The following is a 16681-nucleotide window of genomic DNA, read 5'->3' on the forward strand; positions in this document are numbered from 1 at the left end:
GATTAGAATATTGTGCCAAGTTGTAAATAATAGATATTCTTCTAGGACTATGAATGCTGCTGTATGGCTGATAACCCTTATTGAATAACCATCGGAATAGATTCGATATTTAACTGGTTCGTACTTTTTTATGGAGGTTATTTTTGTTGTAACTTAGGGACAATTACGAAACAGGTATGCAAATCATCAAATACACAGCCTCTTTCAGAGAGAATTGTATCGAAATCTTTAAAAGTAATCTCCCTAAGTTTTTTGCTGCTGAGGAACTGCAGCTCTTTGAACATTTTTTGGATCATGAGACTGAAGAAAATTACTATATAATTAAGACTAGTAGGCTGTGGCGGGATTTTTTTAGATGAAAAGAAGAATGAGACAGGGCTATCCTGGGGTATGATACATGCCGGATACCATGGGCAGGGGATGGGTAAGTTATTAACTCAGTTTAGGTTAGGTCTATTGAAAAAAATGTACCCTGATAAAAACTTAAAAATTGAAACCTCACAGCATACGGCAGAATTTTATAAAAAGAATGGTTTTACCATAATGGATATTGTACCGGATGGCTTTGCTGAGGGAATCGATAAATATACTATGAAAATAGAGTTCAAAAGCGAACTCAGCAATTGATAGAGAAGGTGTTTTTATGTTAGTTTGGCTTCATTTTCATGCGTGATAAAATAGGGTACTTCATTTTAAAGTATACGACAGTCAAACAGAAATTTTAAACCTTTCATACAGATACTGTTTTCCTTTTGACGTAAGGAGTATTGCTCTTGAATTTTTTGTCCTCCTGACATAGTCAAGGGATAACATTTTGTCAAGCAAGGCGGCGCCAAGGGAACCTGCAAGGTGATGCTTTCTTTCGCTCCAGTCCAGGCAAGGTCTGGCAAAGGCTCTGCGCTGCTTTTTAAGATCCTCAATATTTACTTCAAGTTCTGCAAAAAATCTTGTTCCTGATTTGGTCACGATATAAGTATTTACATCGAAGTCAATTATTTTGTGTGTTAATAATGCCTCTGTAAGTAGTACACCCACCTTGCCAGCTAGATGGTCGTAGCAAGTTCTGCAATATTTAATTGAAGAATTGTCAGTATTGCTGACAATTTTTTTATGTCTGTCGTTAGGAATAAGATTACCTATGGCTTCTATAGCGTAAGGAACTTCGGGCTTTGAAAATCTATAATATTTATGCCTTCCCTGTCGTTCAACGGTCAGCAAATCTGCTTGTACCAATTTATTAAGATGCATACTTATGTTCTGAGGCGATGTATCTGCGTGTATTGCCAATTCGGTAGCGGTATAGGCTTTGTTGTCAAGAAGCGACCACAAAATAGTTGTCCGGATAGGATCGCCAATGAGTGAGGTTATATATCCAATTTCTTTTTCCATTTGATGACATTTATAGTTAAGTATAAAATGAAGTGTTAAAGATAATCATTCCCCAACTTTGTATTTCTAAAAAATCATTACAAATGAAATACCATGTACCAAATTTCTTTTTCTTCCTGTTGTTTGTGACAGCAGCCTATGGCCAAACAGCCAATAATACTTTAAAATTTACCATGATGGATAACTACGAAATAATAAAAACCGAGAGCCATATTTCTGGCCTACGCATCGCACTGACACATAAAAAGCCGATCATTACCACAGAAGATTATGCTATATTATTTCTGCATGGTTCTTCATTTCCGTCTGCATTAGCTTTTGGCTTCAAGATGAATAATTATTCGTGGATGGATAACCTTGCCGAAAACGGATACGATGTATATGCACTTGATTTTTTAGGTTATGGAAATGCAGACCGCTATCCTGAGATGGAAACAGCTATAAAGGGAGGGGCGCCTATTGGGAGGGCTTTGGATGTTTATAAAGATGTGGATAAAGCTGTTGAGTTCATTATGCGAGCCACGGGAAAAGCAAAGGTTTATTTAGTTGGGCACTCCTGGGGTGGTACAGTTGCAGCTCTGTACGCATCTGAGTTTTCCGACAAGGTTGAAAAACTAATTTTATTTTCTACAATTACCCAGAGACAGGATCCATCGGATATTGAAAAAATTGAAGGCTCATATGAGGAGATGACACCAGAGCAGAGAATTACCTCAATGAAAAACTTGACTCCAGAAGGTAAAGATTGCCAGTTAGCCCCTGAGATCTTTAAAACGTGGGGGCGTGTTTGGTTGCAATCGGATCCACTGGCTGCAAAATTTAAAGTAGAAAGTGTGCGCTTTCCCAAAGGTTATGCCGCAGATATGGAAGACCTGCTGCATAATAAGCCATACTATAATCCTGCTGCTATAAAAGTACCTGTTTTAATAATAAGAGGTGAGTGGGATGGTTATCCAAATAACACTGACAGTGAAAAACTCTTTAGATCATTGGAAAACACACCATACAAAAAATATGTTGTTATTGAAAAGGCTACACATGTCATGCACCTTGAAAAAAGTCGTTACCAATTATATGAGGAAACACTACACTTTTTAAAATCTAAGATAAAATATGAAAGAAATAAATAAACATGCTATTGCGGTACTATTTGAGGTAATTCCCACTAAAGGATTTAAAGATGAATATTTGAGCATTGCTTCAAGTTTAAGATCAGAACTGGATAAAATTAAGGGGTTTATCTCGATAGAGCGGTTTCAGAGTATTTATGATCCGGAGAAAATATTATCATTATCCTTTTGGGAAAATGAAGAAGCGATACTGGAGTGGCGGGCTTTAGAAGTTCATCGGGTCGCCCAATCAAAGGGAAGAGCATATATTTTTAAAGATTATCATTTACGAATAGCACAAGTTGTCAGAGATTATGGAATGATTGATAGAGAGGAAGCACCTATAGATAGCAAGTTACATCATAAGTAAAAGAATAACTGAAGCCAATGACATTTGATGAAACCCCTAAGCCGGTCATACTTCAATCCACTATTTAATAAAAATCCATTTTCCGAATTAAATTATGGAACAGGAAAAACAGTCTCTGAAGAAACTATACAAGATGCAAAGGAACCCTTAAAAGTGAAATGGCATAATGACAGCTTTGTGAAAATTTCCATACTAAGAAACTAAATGAGAATTCCGGTAATTTTTCCTGCTATGACTTTAATAAAGCTAAAATTGTTTGTGGAAGCAGATTTTGTTAGATTCTCTGAAAACTGAAATTCAATTCATTAAAGATGGAAAAAACTACTGATAGCCCTTTATATAGGCAATGGGCTATTTTTTATTTGGTGAATTAATATAAATTTTTCTATATTTGCACCACTGAAAACAACGGCATAGCCGGAGTTTAAGGAGAGTTGGCAGAGTGGTCGATTGCGGCAGTCTTGAAAACTGTTGACTGTAACAGGTCCGGGGGTTCGAATCCCTCACTCTCCGCAGAGTATGAAAAGTAAAGTTTTCAAAAACACTTAAAATCTATTAAAAGAGCTGTAATTTAATTAATTACAGCTCTTTTTGCATTTTATCGTGTGGTGAAATTTTCAAAAATGCTCATAATTTTTGTGGCAGAATTGTGGCAGTTTTATTTTAAAAAAAATAACTGCCATGAAAAAAGATTAACGGTTTGATTATTAACATGTAAAATGAGTTTATATCTTGATTTTTGAGTGATTTAATTCGAAATTTATTAACCTTAAAAATCGAATTATGTTAGAAAGTAGTTTTGGCGTGAATTTTTTCTTAAAAACGCCGTGGAAGAAGGGTGATCATCTTAGATTTGTTTATTTGCGAATTACTGTAGATGGTATTTCGAGGGAAACTTCAACCAAGAGAAAATGGAGTGATGAACGTTGGAATCAGAAAATAGAAAGGGCTGTAGGAACAAAAGAAGATGCTAAGTCCTTAAATCATTTTTTAGATTCTCTAATTGTAGGATTGAATAACTTTAAAAATAAATTAAGTAACAATTATGAGTCTATAACAGCTCTTAAACTTATCGAATATATCCAAGGTAAATCTTTTCAGAAAGCTAAAGTTTTGGAAGAATTTCAAAAGCATAATGACGAAATGCTTGCTTTGGTCACAACAGGAGATTTTGCTAAAGGAACTCACGAGAGGTATGTGACTGCAAGATCACATGTAGAAGAATTTATACAATTTCAATATAATCGTGATGACTATGAGTTTCGGGAACTTAATTATAGTTTTGTAACAGATTATGAATTTTATTTAAAGACTATTCGTAGATGTTCAAATAATACAACACTTAAATATATTGCCAATTTTAAGAAAATTGTACTTAGAGCTATTGCAAAAGATATTATTCCAAAAGATCCATTTATACTTTTCAAATCAAAAAATGAATGAGTATCTAAAAGAGATTGCTATCTTGTGTGGAATTAATTCTGAACTTAATACTCATAAGGCGAGAAGAACTTTTGCGAGTACTGTTACCCTTAAGAATGGTGTTCCTATAAACGTGGTTAAAGAATTAATGGGACATCATTCGGTAACCCAAACTGAAGAATATGCCTTAACAACTCAGGCGTTAATTAATAGTGAAATGAATAATCTTAAGGCTAAGTTGCAGAATAATACTGAAGATAGTTTACCCAATATTGATCTAAAAACTATTCTTGACGACCGTGAAATGCAATTATTGAAAGATTATGAAAAATTAAAAAATAAGATTTTGGGAGTAATGAGCTAGTACAATAATAAAGTGAAAGGAAATTATATATAATTTCCTTTCACTTTATTATTACATAACTTTTAACGCCAGGATGATAGGATGGAGTATATTTGAAATAACCAAATTCTTGTAGTTCTTTAAAATACTTATGGTAGGTAGGAATAGTTTTGACATGGGAATACCTCATTAGTCTGCTTCTGCTAACCAATATTTTTTTCTTCTTTCTTTGTGCTAGTCCGAGATACATTATTGCTGTCAGTAGAGCTGTGTGAATAGTAGTCAACCTCTCGTCTGATGAAATTTTTTCAATTAAATTTATCCAGTGTTCATTCATAATCAATCGTTTTCAAATAGGTGTTTTAGATCTGAACTGTTGTAATAATAAGATCCCATTATTTTCTTTGATCTTATTTTACTGCTTATTCGTAAATTCTGCAAAGTAGCAGGAGAGATTTCTAAAATTTTTCTAACTGCTTTACTTCGTAACCATTCCCCATTCATATTCTTTTTTTCATTTTGAATAGAACTGTTTGTTATAAGAAATTTTATTTCCGAAATAATTTGATTCTTTAAATCGTTTAAGTCCTGTTTTGTTATATTTTCCATAGAATTCAATTTTATTATGTCAAATTAGTACAGATTATTCAATATATTTTGTTTACTGGATTTATCAGCTTGTTTTGGCGTTATTTGTCATTGTTTTTTGGAACTATTTAAGTGTTTTTTATAGTAACTGACGTTGGGCTCTAGTAACATAATTTATTTTGTGTTAATGATTTCTAAAGCGTCTAAAATTCTGTCTGCTCAAGGATTGATGGCCGTTGGTGACTAAAAACTAATACTAATGTCTGGATGTTATTTATTAAATTTTTAGAGTAATAACAACATTACATTGTAAATTGCGCGTTAAATTACTTTAATTTATAATTTTTGAACATACGATGACTAATTATGTTTTTCAGAAAAATGAAATACAAATTTCTTTTCAACTATACGGCTCCAGCTAGAATTATTTAGATATGTCGCAAATATTATGGAGTATAGCTGCCAGAAAAATCAACAATGGCTTGAATGATTTATTAAATAATCTCAAAATGATAGTAAAACTTAGAGAAATTACACAAAGCAACTACTATGAAGTATGCCTTCTTACTACTAATGCAGATGGAATACCTACTTTTTGATGAAGAATATGTTTGCGCAAATTCAGTTTCTATGAAAGCATACATAGTTGAAATTGACATTAACAAATTCCTTACTTTCCACAAGGTTAGAAGCTTAAAATAAAATCACTTAAAATTCTAAGATATAGTGTAGAACATTTAACGGTCTGCATTGTTCCGATTACCACGGTAACTCACCCTCTTCTCCAAAAAACTTTCCAGTAGGCCCATTCTTGTCAAGCATTGCATATTTAGCAAGGTTTATACAGTTTTCTGCTGCAGATTTTCCACCACTGTTACCATTAAAGTCTGTGGAAGTCCATCCCGGAGTAACACAATTTATTTTAAAACCAAGATCTTTATATTCATATGCTAAGGCAACCGTATAAGCGTTTAAAGCTGTTTTAGAAGGACCATAACTGATAGATTTAGCATTATATAGAAGCCATTGCGGGTCCTGGTGCTTTGTTAATGACGATAGATCGCTTGTAATATTTTCAATCACAGGCAGAGGTGATTTTTTTAAATATGGCAGGAATGCTTCTGTTACGGCAATGGTCCCGAAAAAGTTTGTTTCAAAAACTTCCCGCACATCAGAAAGATTTAAAGGGTTGTCCTTACTTTGTCTTCTACCTAGAATGCCGGCATTGTTGATCAAGATATCAAGAACATCGCTATCCTTTCCGAATTCCTTTGCAGCTTTCTTTACAGATTCTTCATCTGATATGTTGATTTCTAATAGCATGCAATTTTCTAAACCTGAACTTTTTAAATCATTAATTGCTTCCTGGCCTATTTCAATATTTCGGCATCCGAGGTAAACAAAATATCCTTTCTGAAGAAGATATTTGGCAAGCTCAAAGCCAAGGCCTTTATTGGCACCTGTAATAAGTACTTTTCTCATTGTAATCTGTTTGGTTGTTTATAAAGTAAATGATAATTGAATTCACGTGGAAATCTTTTCAGAGGAGGCATTGAAGCCATAGTATTTTTTAAATGCGGTGGAAAAATGTGAAAGATTTTCAAAGCCAACCTGCAGGTATATGGAAGAGGGGGCTTTCTTTTCTTCAAAAATAAGCCTTTTGGCTTCTTCAAGGCGCATTTTCATTAGCCATTTATGCGGAGGCAGATTATAGATTTTCTTAAAGTCTCTTTTAAATGTGGCTAAACTCCGACCAGAAAGGTAAGCAAATCGTTCTAAGGTAATATTGTAAATATAGTTCTTGCTCATAAACTCACCCAATTCAAGTTTTATCGGTTCAGTAAAATCAAAAAGACTTTTTTTGATACCGGGCCAAAGTATTTCCAGCAACAAAAAAATCTCTTTTGTCTTGTTAGTACTTAGTTGTCCTGGAATATTCTGCCCTGAATTGATATAAGGCTTTAGCGACTCAAAAAAACCTGACATAAGATCATTTTTAGCTATAAGAAATCTTTCCATATATTCTTTGGAAGAGTCTGAATCTGTATTTGCTGCATGTGGATCTTCCAGTATAAGACTATTTAAAAAATCGCGTGTAAGCAAAATTTTGACCATCTCAAACTTTTCCCCATTTTCACTGTCCATCAATGAAGCTTTTACCAGCTGGTTTCTTCGGAGTAGGATGGTTTGGCCCGCATCTGCCCGGTATGTCTTACCATCTTCATAAAATAATATATATCCTTTTTGGATATGCCATATCTTATGTTCTACCATAAAAGATTCGATCGCTGAATTATTTTGTTCAGTACAGTAAAAGAATACCTGAGCCTGTTCGGTTGTTGCCATTTCCTTGAAATTATAAAGCAAAATTAGTCGGATTTTTAAATAGTTGGTTTTCTATTCGGCTCAAAATTACTTTTCTATCTGGCTCATGTGTGAAATGTATTTATCTGGATGAATTTAATTTGTGAAGACGAAATTCTAAATAATCCCCATTATATTTGCTATATGACATGCTTCAAGCGCACTTTTTACTCGAAGTTTCTCCATAATGTTCTGCCTGTGACGATCAACGGTGTTTTTGCTAATAAAAAGTCTTTGAGAAATTTCTTTGCTGGCCCTGCCGACTGATATTTCTTTTAAAATTTCTACCTCTCTTTTGGTAAGGATCTTTTTGGTATTGAAATTATGATCAGAAAGAATTTGACCATTACTTGAATTGATGATTACAGGTACAGAAGTATGATTCATACCGCTGCTAAAACTGTACTGATATAAAATGAGTTGGATGCTGTCTGTAGAGGATCCGAAGAATATTTTCAGTTCAATCGGAATATACTGTTGGTCTTTATTTAACACTCTTATACCGAGAATGATATGGAAATCCAGTCTGTCTTTTGAATTTTTATCCTTTATAAAATGGAATAATTTAAGCTCCAAAAGATGTCTTGTCCTAAGATCATCAGGATGAATAAGCGATAGAATACTGTCGGCTCCAACTGAACTTTGGATGGAACTGGATTTTTCTTCAGCAATACCAAAATATAAAGACAGCCCTCCGTGATAAACATATTTTTCTTTTGATTTTAAATCAGTAAGAACTGCCAAAGAGTTTTGCAGTACTGAAAATATAAAGGCAACATGTCTGTATTTTTCCAATGACATTTTCGGATCAAGTTCTCCTTTAAACGTCTGGTCAAGAAGAGTATGTGGAGCCTGATTATCAATTACTGAAAAAATGGTCATTTTTCACTATTTTTTTAAGTTTAAGGTCTGTTTACCTTTGTCAAAATTACTAAATCTGTGGTAATTTAATTATTTATCCTTATAATTTTTAGCAATGAACAATATGAAACAAAAATTGGTGAACTTTTGTCTTACCACTAATTTCTGGATATTTTTAATTCCGTTGTTGTCCATCTTCAGCATCATGACTTTTTTTATTATCCCGAATCTGCAACAACAAATAGGCGGAGGAGAGCTGTTGGATACAAGATTCAACGGTTACAACTTAAATGATGTTAATAGTTTAATGGAACAGCTGGGTGAGTCAGGAAGATCTACTTATCTTTATCTTGAGCTTTTCGGAGATTTGCCTTTTATCATTCTTTATGCCATCACATTTACAATTTTAATTGTAAGGCTGCTTGAAAAAAATAATTTTAAATCCCGGATTTTATTCTTAATTGTTTTTTTGCCGCTTTTAGCGGGAATATTTGATTGTCTGGAAGATGTTTCGGTTATAAAGCTGCTACTAACTTATCCTGTTATCGGTTCAAAAAATATTTATTTTTCTTCATCTATTACAACTCTAAAGGGGTACTTCCTTACTTTTACCATCTTTTCTCTATTCTTGAATGTCATTATTTTCTTGCTCAAGAAAATAAAAAGATAATCTAGCTTAAGTAATCAGAAAAAAATAAAAAATGGCACCAACTGTCTTTAGTTGGCGCCATTTGGCTGTTGGTGACCCTTAACGAGCGTATATTTAAACACTTTTATCGCTGATTTAATTAGATTGAGTAAAATTAAACAAGAATTGCAAAGCTTATCTTGTCTTTAAGTTTTATTACAAGCTAACTTTTTGCAATATAATTTTAAGCATCTGAAACAAGCAAAATAGACCTTGCTAGTCTTCAATTTACTTCGATTGTTTTTCACTATCGAAAGATGATCAGCCAAACTGTCTAATAGGAGATCTCAAAGATTTTCGAAGTTATAAATACGGAAATTTTTAGAAATAAAACCTCATGTAATAACCATTATGCAACTGAGGCAACAAAAGGTTTATTTGATTATCATTCATCGCAAAAATGCAAGAAGAATATATTGCTATGTAGATGATTACAACACACGTTCACAGCAATTGTGTAAACGCCTTGGCATGCGTCAGGAAGGATTGTTCTTGAGTATATTTCTTTTGCTGGAAATGATGACGGAACGCCAAGATATGAGAATACCCTGTAGTTTGCAATATTAAAAAAAGAATGGGACTAAGTTTTCATTCGCTCAATTACATTCTTTTTGTAGAACTTTCCTATCGGAAGAACCGTTCCGTTTTTTAAAGAGAGTTCACCACCTGCAATTTTGGAAATTTCCTTCGATGCAACCAGATAAGATTTATGAATCCTGACAAAAAGTTCGGGATCCAGTTTGTTTTCAACTTCCTGTGTTGTGATCTGGCTCATATACATTTTCTCGGCCGTGAAAAATTTCACATAATTGCCATAGCTCTGCGTATAGTATATAGTTTTGAAATCCAGTTTTACGATTTCATTGTCGACTTTTAAGACAAGATGGTCCGTTTTTGCTATAGGCTGGTAGGCATCGGAATTATTCTGCTCTAGATTTCTTTTGGAGCTTCCCAATCGGTTAATTACTTTATCAATTGACGAAAGAAATGTCTTAAAATCAAATGGCTTGACCAGGTAATCCACCACATCATATTTGTAGGATTCCAGCGCATACTCCTTGTAGGCCGTGGTAAGAATAACAAAAGGTTTATTAGACATCGCTTCCAGCATTTCCATCCCTGTTAAGCCCGGCATGTTAATATCAAGGAACATAATATCCACCTGATTGTTATACACATATTCCATCGCCTCTACAGCGGTGTAGAACGATCCGTTGAGATGAAGTTGTTTTAGCTGGCTGATAAAATGCTCAAGTACGCGGTGGGCACCTTCTTCATCATCAATAATAATACAATTTAATTGATTCATATAATCTGTTTTTGAAGTGGGATTAAAAGTGTTGTCTCATAGCTGATTTCAGACTGCTTTTCATCAAGTCTGAACTTCCCATTATAAATAAAAGATAATCGCTGTTTAAGATTGTTTAGCCCTACTTGAGTAGAAGGTTTTTTAAGTTTATCATCTGCAAGCGAATTCGCAATGGTCATTAGTAACTCATCTGATTTTAGCTCAATGTGAATATGAACAAACCAATCGGATAGATTCTGACTGTGTTTAAAGCTGTTTTCAACCAGGATAATAAGAAGCAGGGGTGATATCTGCCAAACATTCATTTCCTCTAATGAGTGATTGCATATAAACTTTATGTCACATCTTTTACCGATCCTTTCCCTTTCCAGGTCAACGTAATTCCTTATAAAATTAATCTCGTCTGCTAGGGAAACTTTCGGCACATTACCATTTTCTATCTGATAGCGCATCAGCTCAGATAGTTTGACAATAAGTCCGGGAGTACGGTCCGGTTCGGTTAAGCTTACCCCATACAGATTATTGAGCATATTGAAGAAGAAGTGTGGGTTGAGCTGCGCATGGAGAAATTTTAGATTCATTTCATTGAGCAGGATCTGGTCCATACTTCTGCGCTGTACTTCCAAAGCGTAACTCTGCATCAGCGACAGAGCCATGATGGTTGCTGTGCTTATGATACATATTACAAAATGGTATAGGAAACTGAGTGCCAGCTCATCGGGTTCAAAAAAATCAGGCTGTATCCAGTAGATGTTCGCAATAAAAAGAACAGATGCCCCTGCCAGGATAACAGCTAAGGAATAAAAAATATAGCTGAAATATTTCTTGAGCAGATAAAACCTGAAGATAAAAAAACGATGGATTTGAGCCTGTATATAAAGGATGACAAAAAAGACAAGGCCTTTTAAGAAATTTTCCAGCGAATTGATAAACAACCACTCATGGAGCATCGTAAGAACATACATTGCACAGAAGATGATAATCTCCTGCCTCCACCTTTTTTGTCTACTGATTGTCGTCGTATTCATAATGTAAGTCCATTTTCAGATCACTGATCATTATTGCTGATTGCAAAGATATCCTGTATCACTTTTATCTTTCAAAATTCAGAAAATAAAGGTAATTCGGAAAATTAAAATGACCAACGGTTTTTGACATTTAATATGGTCTGTTCGTCCGTTTTATTTTTAATGCCGTAATAGATCATCTTGTTTTGCAGTACTAAATTTTTGCAAATGAAAGAATTATTGAAAAACTTATGGAGGCAGATGATGGTGTTGGCGGTATTGTTAAGCACAACACTGGTCATGGCCCAGACAGCAGGAAATGAAGTTGATGTTAAGGGAACTGTTGTGAGTGCATCCCAAAGTGCACTTTTGGCCGGGAGCACAGTTGTAGTCAAAGATGCTGGAGGTCGAACAGTAGGTTCAACGAACACGCAAAAAGATGGGACATTTAGGTTAAAAGTGAAGTCCTCGACGGCCATCACTGTTCTTGTAAATTATATCGGTTTTAATGACTATAATTCCGGTACTATAACCCTGAAACAGGAAGACCTTGATCTTGGAAGAATATATCTTGATACAAAAAGCACTATGCTTGAAGGGGTCACTATCGTAGCAAGCCGTAAAAAACCTTTAGTCCAAAGTACCAAAGACAAGCTCATCTATAATGCAGCATCGGATATCAGCAATAAATCAGGAAATGCCGCAGATGTACTACGTAAAGCTCCCATGCTGACTGTAGGAGCAAACGGTGATCTAAAGCTGCGGGGTAACTCCAATATAAAGGTACTTATCAACGGCATACCATCCCGTATCATGGCAAAAAACCTGAAGGAAGCCTTAAAGATGATTCCTGCAAGTTCCATTGTTTCCGTGGAAGTGATTACCAATCCGTCCTCCAAATATGAAGCGGAAGGTGCTGCAGGAGTAGTGAACATCATTACAAAAAAGAAATTAAAAGGAACCAGCGGAACTCTGGATATGACCGGCGGAAATCTGGAGCATACAGGAAATCTATCTCTTAATATGAGTTCGGGAAAGTTCAATATTTCCGCTATGGGTAACTACAGTGAAGAACGTGAAAGAACGACATCTTCTCTTAACAGAACCAACCTTAATAACGGAAAACAGACCGGATCGCTATTTCAGGAATCTGATATGCTGCAAACCACAAAGGGTGGTTCTGCAAGCCTTTCTGCTCAATATAAAATAGATTCCCTACAGACCCTTGAAGCAAGTTATTCTTACTGGAACGGTTCATGGCCGCAAAAGGGAGGATTGTTTAACCGATATAAGAATGCTGACCAGTATCAGGAATACAGACAAAAAACTGAGCAAAGTGGTAAATTCAATTTCTCTGAATGGGTATTGAATTATCAGAAAAAATTTCACCGTGAAGGACAGGAGTTGCAGATCATAGGGCTGGCTTCCACGGCATCAGATGTTTCCAATTATTTGACTGAGCAGTACAAACCGGATGGTCAGCTCGCTTTTACAGAACGGGGACCCAATAACAGTAAGGAAAAGGAGTGGAGCGTTCAGGCTGATTATTCACATCCTTTTGGACAGGAGGGAAAGACCTCACTGGAAACGGGGGTGAAATATCTGGGAAATAATTCCAAAAGCGTATATGAAGTTCTTAACAGTTCACTGCCGGTAGATCCTAGCCGTTCGGGAAGTATGCAGTACAGACAGCAGATTTTTTCTGCATACGCAACCTTAAATTTTGATCTTGGAAACGACTGGACATTACGTCCCGGGATCCGCTTTGAAAATACAGACATCAATGCGACATTTCAGAATAATGCCCCTTACACACGAAAGTTTTCTAACTGGGTACCCAATTTGCTCGTTGTAAAGAAATTAGGTGAGCGCCATGAAGTGAAATTAGATTATAACGAAAGAATCCGCCGCCCCTGGATAATGGACCTGAATCCCTATGCCAATGCTGCAGATCCAATGAATATTACGCAGGGTAATCCGTATCTGAATCCTGAGCTTACCAGAAAACTGGAACTGTCCCATACCTATACTGGAAGCAAAAATACATTGTTGACGAGCAGCATTTATTATAGTTCGAACAAGAATGCGGTGGAACAGATTGCCAGGGTGAATGAAAAAGGAATCTCCTATACCATGCCGGATAATATCGGTGAAAGTACGCGAATGGGTGTGAACGTCAATGCGGTGTTTAATCCTTTTAAAATATGGACTGTCAACGCGGGTGCTGAGGTTTTCCATTTAAAATTCCGTAGTAATTCATTAGGACTGAAAAACGATGGAACGTTTTTTAATTCAAGCATCAGCAATACCATTAATCTGATGAAGGGGCTGCAGTTCAGTGCTTCAGGAGATTATGGGAATGGTTTTATCACATTACAGGGTAAAAATTCAGCGAATTATTCTTACCGTTTTGCGGTGAAGAAGGATTTTATGAATAATAAGGCAAGTCTTACTTTAGCGGTCATCAATCCATTCCAGAACAATTTTAAGGAAACGGTTTATGCTTTTGCTCCGACGTTCCAAAGTACCCAGATCAACAGATTTTATAACAGAGCGGCCACGTTAACATTTAGCTGGCAGTTTGGCGGATTACGCGCTTCTAGAGAAAAAGAAAGTCATTTTTCTGATCAGTCGGATGACAAATCCCCAAGAAAGAGAAGAAAGTGAAATTTTCCATGCAGATAAATCATAAAAGCTATTCAAGTATGAAATAATTGAGGCAAAAATAAGGATTAACAGCCTTCGTGTTTAGAATAGTTTTGATAGAGGTGGAAGTAGTTGGATTTACTATAATTATAGAATACGAAGATTCTTCATATCAATTCAATTTGTATTTATGGCCGCTTCATTATAATGATCGGCCATTTTTATGCTTGCTGGCACAAAGATGATGACGAAAGTCTTTTATCATGGATTATCGAGCTTTTGTCATATTATTTTTCTATGCATTCTTCTTTTACCTTTTTTTGAATCGAAATTGATATGTATGGAATAGCGAAGGTTCTTTGTATCAATTATTTTTTACAGGTGGCCGTTTCAGTTCTTTAATGAAGCGGCCATTATTTATTTGTGTCTAAAGAGGATCAACGGCTTTTGTCATGGATTATCGCACATTCGACATATTTTTTTTCCTAGAGATGACCTTTTCCTCAATTTTGTTCTCAAATTGAAGTGGAGAACTATAATTTAAATAGTGTGATATTAGAAATTACTCCATGTATGAAATAAAAAAAAATGATGGGAATATTTGCTCAAAAACGCACAAAAAATACAACTAAAAACGTGGAAAAACATGTTTCATTATATCGTATTTATGGATTTATTAAACCCTACAGATGGCAGTTACTTGGATCGATAGCGCTTATCCTTATTGGAGCAGGAGCAGGTATGGCGATGCCATTTTTATTACGTCACATTATTGATGATGCGCTTCCACATGCTAACATGCAGTTATTGGTTACTTTAGTTGTTATCATGATTTTAGTGACCATCGTTTCTGCAGTTATCAATATGATTCAGACCATATTTTCAGCTAAAATCGGGCAATCTGTACTTCATGATCTCCGGGTTAAACTGTATTCACATTTACATACACTGTCGCTAAAATTTTTCACTGATACCCGTGGTGGTGAAATACAATCCCGAATTACGCAGGATATCGGCTCACTTCAGGAATTGGTCTCCAATACAGCACATGAAGCATCTAAGAATATCAGTGTAGTACTCATGACGGTTATCGCAATGTTTCTTTTGGATTGGAAACTTTCATTATTTTCATTAACAGTTGTTCCCCTGACTTTATTATTGAGTAATTGGGTGGGAGCATTACGGGAAAAAATTGCTGATAAACAGCAGCAGAGGTTGGCTGATTTATCATCGGAAATAAATGAAACACTATCTGTGCCAGGTATGATCCTTGCCCGTACAATGGGGAAGTCAGGATTTCTGATTAATAAATTTTCAAAAACATCGAAAGATGTTGCAAATTTGGAGATCCGATCACATACTTCCAATGAATGGCAGTGGCAAATCATTTATTTATTGTTGACCATTCTTCCCGCATTGACTTTACTGCTGGGGGGCTTAGAACACAAGGCGGAAATCAGGTTTCAATTGGTACGCTTATGGCTTTAATTGCATTGCAGGAACAATTGACTTTTCCGTTGCAGGAATTACTTCGTACAAGTATTGAAGTGCGTAAGACGCGTGTATTGTTTTCCCGTATATTTGAGTATCTGGATATGCCTTCTCAGATTAAGAAGATCTCAGGAGCCATTGTTTTAAATAAAAAAACTGTAAGAGGGCAGGTAAAACTTGAAAATGTTAGTTTTTCATACGAGGGAGGATCCCTGCTGTTGTCGGATATAACAATTGACATTCCAGGTGGCAGCCATGTTGCTATTGTTGGGGCGACAGGTTCCGGGAAGACGACGGTGGGATATCTTATTGCAGGACTTTATGAAGTAGATAAAGGAGCTATTTATGTTGATAGTGTTGATATAAGGAAGTTAAGTTCTCATTCACGTACTGATATTCTGGGTGTAGTATCACAAGATCCTTATCTGCTTAATGGAACGATAAAGGAAAATTTGCTTTTTGCCAATCCCCAGGCTACTGACCAGGAGTTGGTTACTACTGCTAAAATTACTAAGCTGCATGACTTTATTGTTAGTCTTCCACTGCAGTATGATACACCAATTGGTGAGCATGGATATCGTTTTTCAGGAGGTGAAAAGCAAAGACTTTCTCTGACAAGAACTTTGTTAAGAAAACCTTCTATTATCATTATGGACGAAGCTACAAGTGCATTAGATACAATTACTGAACGTAATCTTTCAATCGCCTTAAATGAATCCATAAATAATGTTACTACCATAACAATTGCCCATCGATTATCCACTGTCCGCCATGCAGACCAAATTGTGGTAATGAACCGGGGACGGGTTGTGGAGAAAGGTACTCATGAGGAGCTACTTGAAAAAAATGCCTATTATGCAAAGCTTTTAGAATCAGATAAAAGTTAGCCACAATAAGTGATGTAAGCAAGTATAAATTATATTATTAAAGATGCCTGAATAGCACAAATGTTTAAATAGGTTGGTTGATTAGTTGGTTAGTGCCCTGATAATAAAAATATCAGGGCTCATTATTTAGAGGAGTATTCAATGCTGTCAATAAATAATGTAATCTGACTGATTGTTCTTATAAAAAATTTACATAGAATTTATTAT

At 35.4% G+C, this 16681-nt stretch carries 17 protein-coding genes, 1 tRNA gene and 1 pseudogene; 11 read left to right on the forward strand and 8 right to left on the reverse strand.

Annotated elements, in window-relative coordinates; genetic code table 11:
* Nucleotides 1–339: 339 nt before the first annotated feature.
* A pseudogene (locus DRF57_RS17870) lies at nt 340–627 on the forward strand (GNAT family N-acetyltransferase); the annotation flags it as partial.
* Nucleotides 628–708: 81 nt separating this feature from the next.
* Here the strand turns inward: DRF57_RS17870 and DRF57_RS17875 are convergent.
* Nucleotides 709–1389, reverse strand: a complete 681-nt coding sequence (locus DRF57_RS17875) for an ArsR/SmtB family transcription factor (RefSeq protein WP_115919967.1) — start codon at nt 1387–1389, stop codon at nt 709–711.
* An 83-nt stretch (nt 1390–1472) separates the two neighbouring features.
* On the opposite strand from DRF57_RS17875, the gene DRF57_RS17880 reads away from it, so the two are divergent.
* From DRF57_RS17880 to DRF57_RS24270, 5 genes are all read left to right on the forward strand, one after another.
* Nucleotides 1473–2519, forward strand: a complete 1047-nt coding sequence (locus tag DRF57_RS17880) for an alpha/beta hydrolase (RefSeq protein ID WP_115919969.1) — start codon at nt 1473–1475, stop codon at nt 2517–2519.
* Nucleotides 2503–2868, forward strand: a complete 366-nt coding sequence (locus DRF57_RS17885) for an antibiotic biosynthesis monooxygenase family protein (protein ID WP_047490795.1) — start codon at nt 2503–2505, stop codon at nt 2866–2868. The genes DRF57_RS17880 and DRF57_RS17885 overlap by 17 nt, the downstream gene beginning before the upstream one ends.
* A 428-nt stretch (nt 2869–3296) precedes the next feature.
* A tRNA-Ser gene (locus tag DRF57_RS17890) sits at nt 3297–3381 on the forward strand.
* 270 nt (nt 3382–3651) lie between these two features.
* Nucleotides 3652–4311, forward strand: a complete 660-nt coding sequence (locus tag DRF57_RS17895) for a phage integrase SAM-like domain and Arm DNA-binding domain-containing protein (protein WP_455550095.1) — start codon at nt 3652–3654, stop codon at nt 4309–4311.
* Entirely contained in the window at nt 4304–4654 is a 351-nt protein-coding gene (locus tag DRF57_RS24270) for a tyrosine-type recombinase/integrase (protein WP_455550096.1), read from the forward strand. Before DRF57_RS17895 ends, DRF57_RS24270 begins: the two co-directional genes overlap by 8 nt.
* 40 nt (nt 4655–4694) lie before the next feature.
* Here DRF57_RS24270 and DRF57_RS23995 read toward each other — a convergent pair whose 3' ends face one another.
* Both DRF57_RS23995 and DRF57_RS17905 read right to left on the reverse strand, forming a co-directional pair.
* Nucleotides 4695–4970, reverse strand: a complete 276-nt coding sequence (locus tag DRF57_RS23995) for a hypothetical protein (protein WP_115919971.1) — start codon at nt 4968–4970, stop codon at nt 4695–4697.
* A 2-nt stretch (nt 4971–4972) separates the two neighbouring features.
* Complete coding sequence (locus tag DRF57_RS17905; protein WP_115919973.1) at nt 4973–5242, reverse strand: helix-turn-helix domain-containing protein; 270 nt, start codon at nt 5240–5242, stop codon at nt 4973–4975.
* 413 nt (nt 5243–5655) lie between these two features.
* Between DRF57_RS17905 and DRF57_RS23695 the strand changes: the two genes are divergently transcribed.
* Nucleotides 5656–5820, forward strand: coding sequence for a hypothetical protein (locus DRF57_RS23695; protein WP_157969911.1), 165 nt, complete (start codon nt 5656–5658; stop codon nt 5818–5820).
* A 160-nt stretch (nt 5821–5980) separates the two neighbouring features.
* Here DRF57_RS23695 and DRF57_RS17910 read toward each other — a convergent pair whose 3' ends face one another.
* The 3 genes from DRF57_RS17910 to DRF57_RS17920 form a co-directional block, all read right to left on the reverse strand.
* Nucleotides 5981–6703 carry an SDR family NAD(P)-dependent oxidoreductase gene (locus DRF57_RS17910; protein ID WP_115919975.1) on the reverse strand — a complete coding sequence of 241 codons (723 nt, stop codon included), beginning with the start codon at nt 6701–6703 and terminating at the stop codon, nt 5981–5983.
* A 42-nt stretch (nt 6704–6745) separates the two neighbouring features.
* On the reverse strand, nt 6746–7567 hold the full coding sequence (locus DRF57_RS17915; protein ID WP_115919976.1) for a helix-turn-helix domain-containing protein: 822 nt from the start codon (nt 7565–7567) through the stop codon (nt 6746–6748).
* Nucleotides 7568–7702: 135 nt separating this feature from the next.
* Nucleotides 7703–8467: a response regulator transcription factor gene (locus DRF57_RS17920; protein WP_115919978.1), complete on the reverse strand. Its 765-nt coding sequence runs from the start codon at nt 8465–8467 to the stop codon at nt 7703–7705.
* A 103-nt stretch (nt 8468–8570) separates the two neighbouring features.
* Between DRF57_RS17920 and DRF57_RS17925 the strand changes: the two genes are divergently transcribed.
* Nucleotides 8571–9116, forward strand: a complete 546-nt coding sequence (locus tag DRF57_RS17925) for a hypothetical protein (protein ID WP_146894348.1) — start codon at nt 8571–8573, stop codon at nt 9114–9116.
* Nucleotides 9117–9714: 598 nt separating this feature from the next.
* Here DRF57_RS17925 and DRF57_RS17935 read toward each other — a convergent pair.
* Nucleotides 9715–10443 (reverse strand): LytR/AlgR family response regulator transcription factor, encoded by a 729-nt coding sequence (locus DRF57_RS17935; protein ID WP_115919982.1) that lies wholly within the window; start codon nt 10441–10443, stop codon nt 9715–9717.
* The gene (locus tag DRF57_RS17940) at nt 10440–11471 is read right to left on the reverse strand and encodes a sensor histidine kinase (protein WP_115919984.1); all 1032 of its coding nucleotides are present in this window, start codon (nt 11469–11471) and stop codon (nt 10440–10442) included. Before DRF57_RS17940 ends, DRF57_RS17935 begins: the two co-directional genes overlap by 4 nt.
* A gap of 207 nt (nt 11472–11678) precedes the next feature.
* Between DRF57_RS17940 and DRF57_RS17945 the strand changes: the two genes are divergently transcribed.
* From DRF57_RS17945 to DRF57_RS24005, 3 genes are all read left to right on the forward strand, one after another.
* On the forward strand, nt 11679–14117 hold the full coding sequence (locus DRF57_RS17945; protein WP_228450249.1) for a TonB-dependent receptor domain-containing protein: 2439 nt from the start codon (nt 11679–11681) through the stop codon (nt 14115–14117).
* Nucleotides 14118–14684: 567 nt separating this feature from the next.
* Nucleotides 14685–15584, forward strand: coding sequence for an ABC transporter ATP-binding protein (locus DRF57_RS24000; protein WP_206607201.1), 900 nt, complete (start codon nt 14685–14687; stop codon nt 15582–15584).
* Nucleotides 15467–16474 (forward strand): ABC transporter ATP-binding protein, encoded by a 1008-nt coding sequence (locus tag DRF57_RS24005; protein ID WP_206607202.1) that lies wholly within the window; start codon nt 15467–15469, stop codon nt 16472–16474. Before DRF57_RS24000 ends, DRF57_RS24005 begins: the two co-directional genes overlap by 118 nt.
* Nucleotides 16475–16681 lie beyond the last annotated feature (207 nt).

Source organism: Chryseobacterium rhizosphaerae (genome assembly GCF_003385455.1).
GTDB classification, from domain to species: domain Bacteria; phylum Bacteroidota; class Bacteroidia; order Flavobacteriales; family Weeksellaceae; genus Chryseobacterium; species Chryseobacterium rhizosphaerae.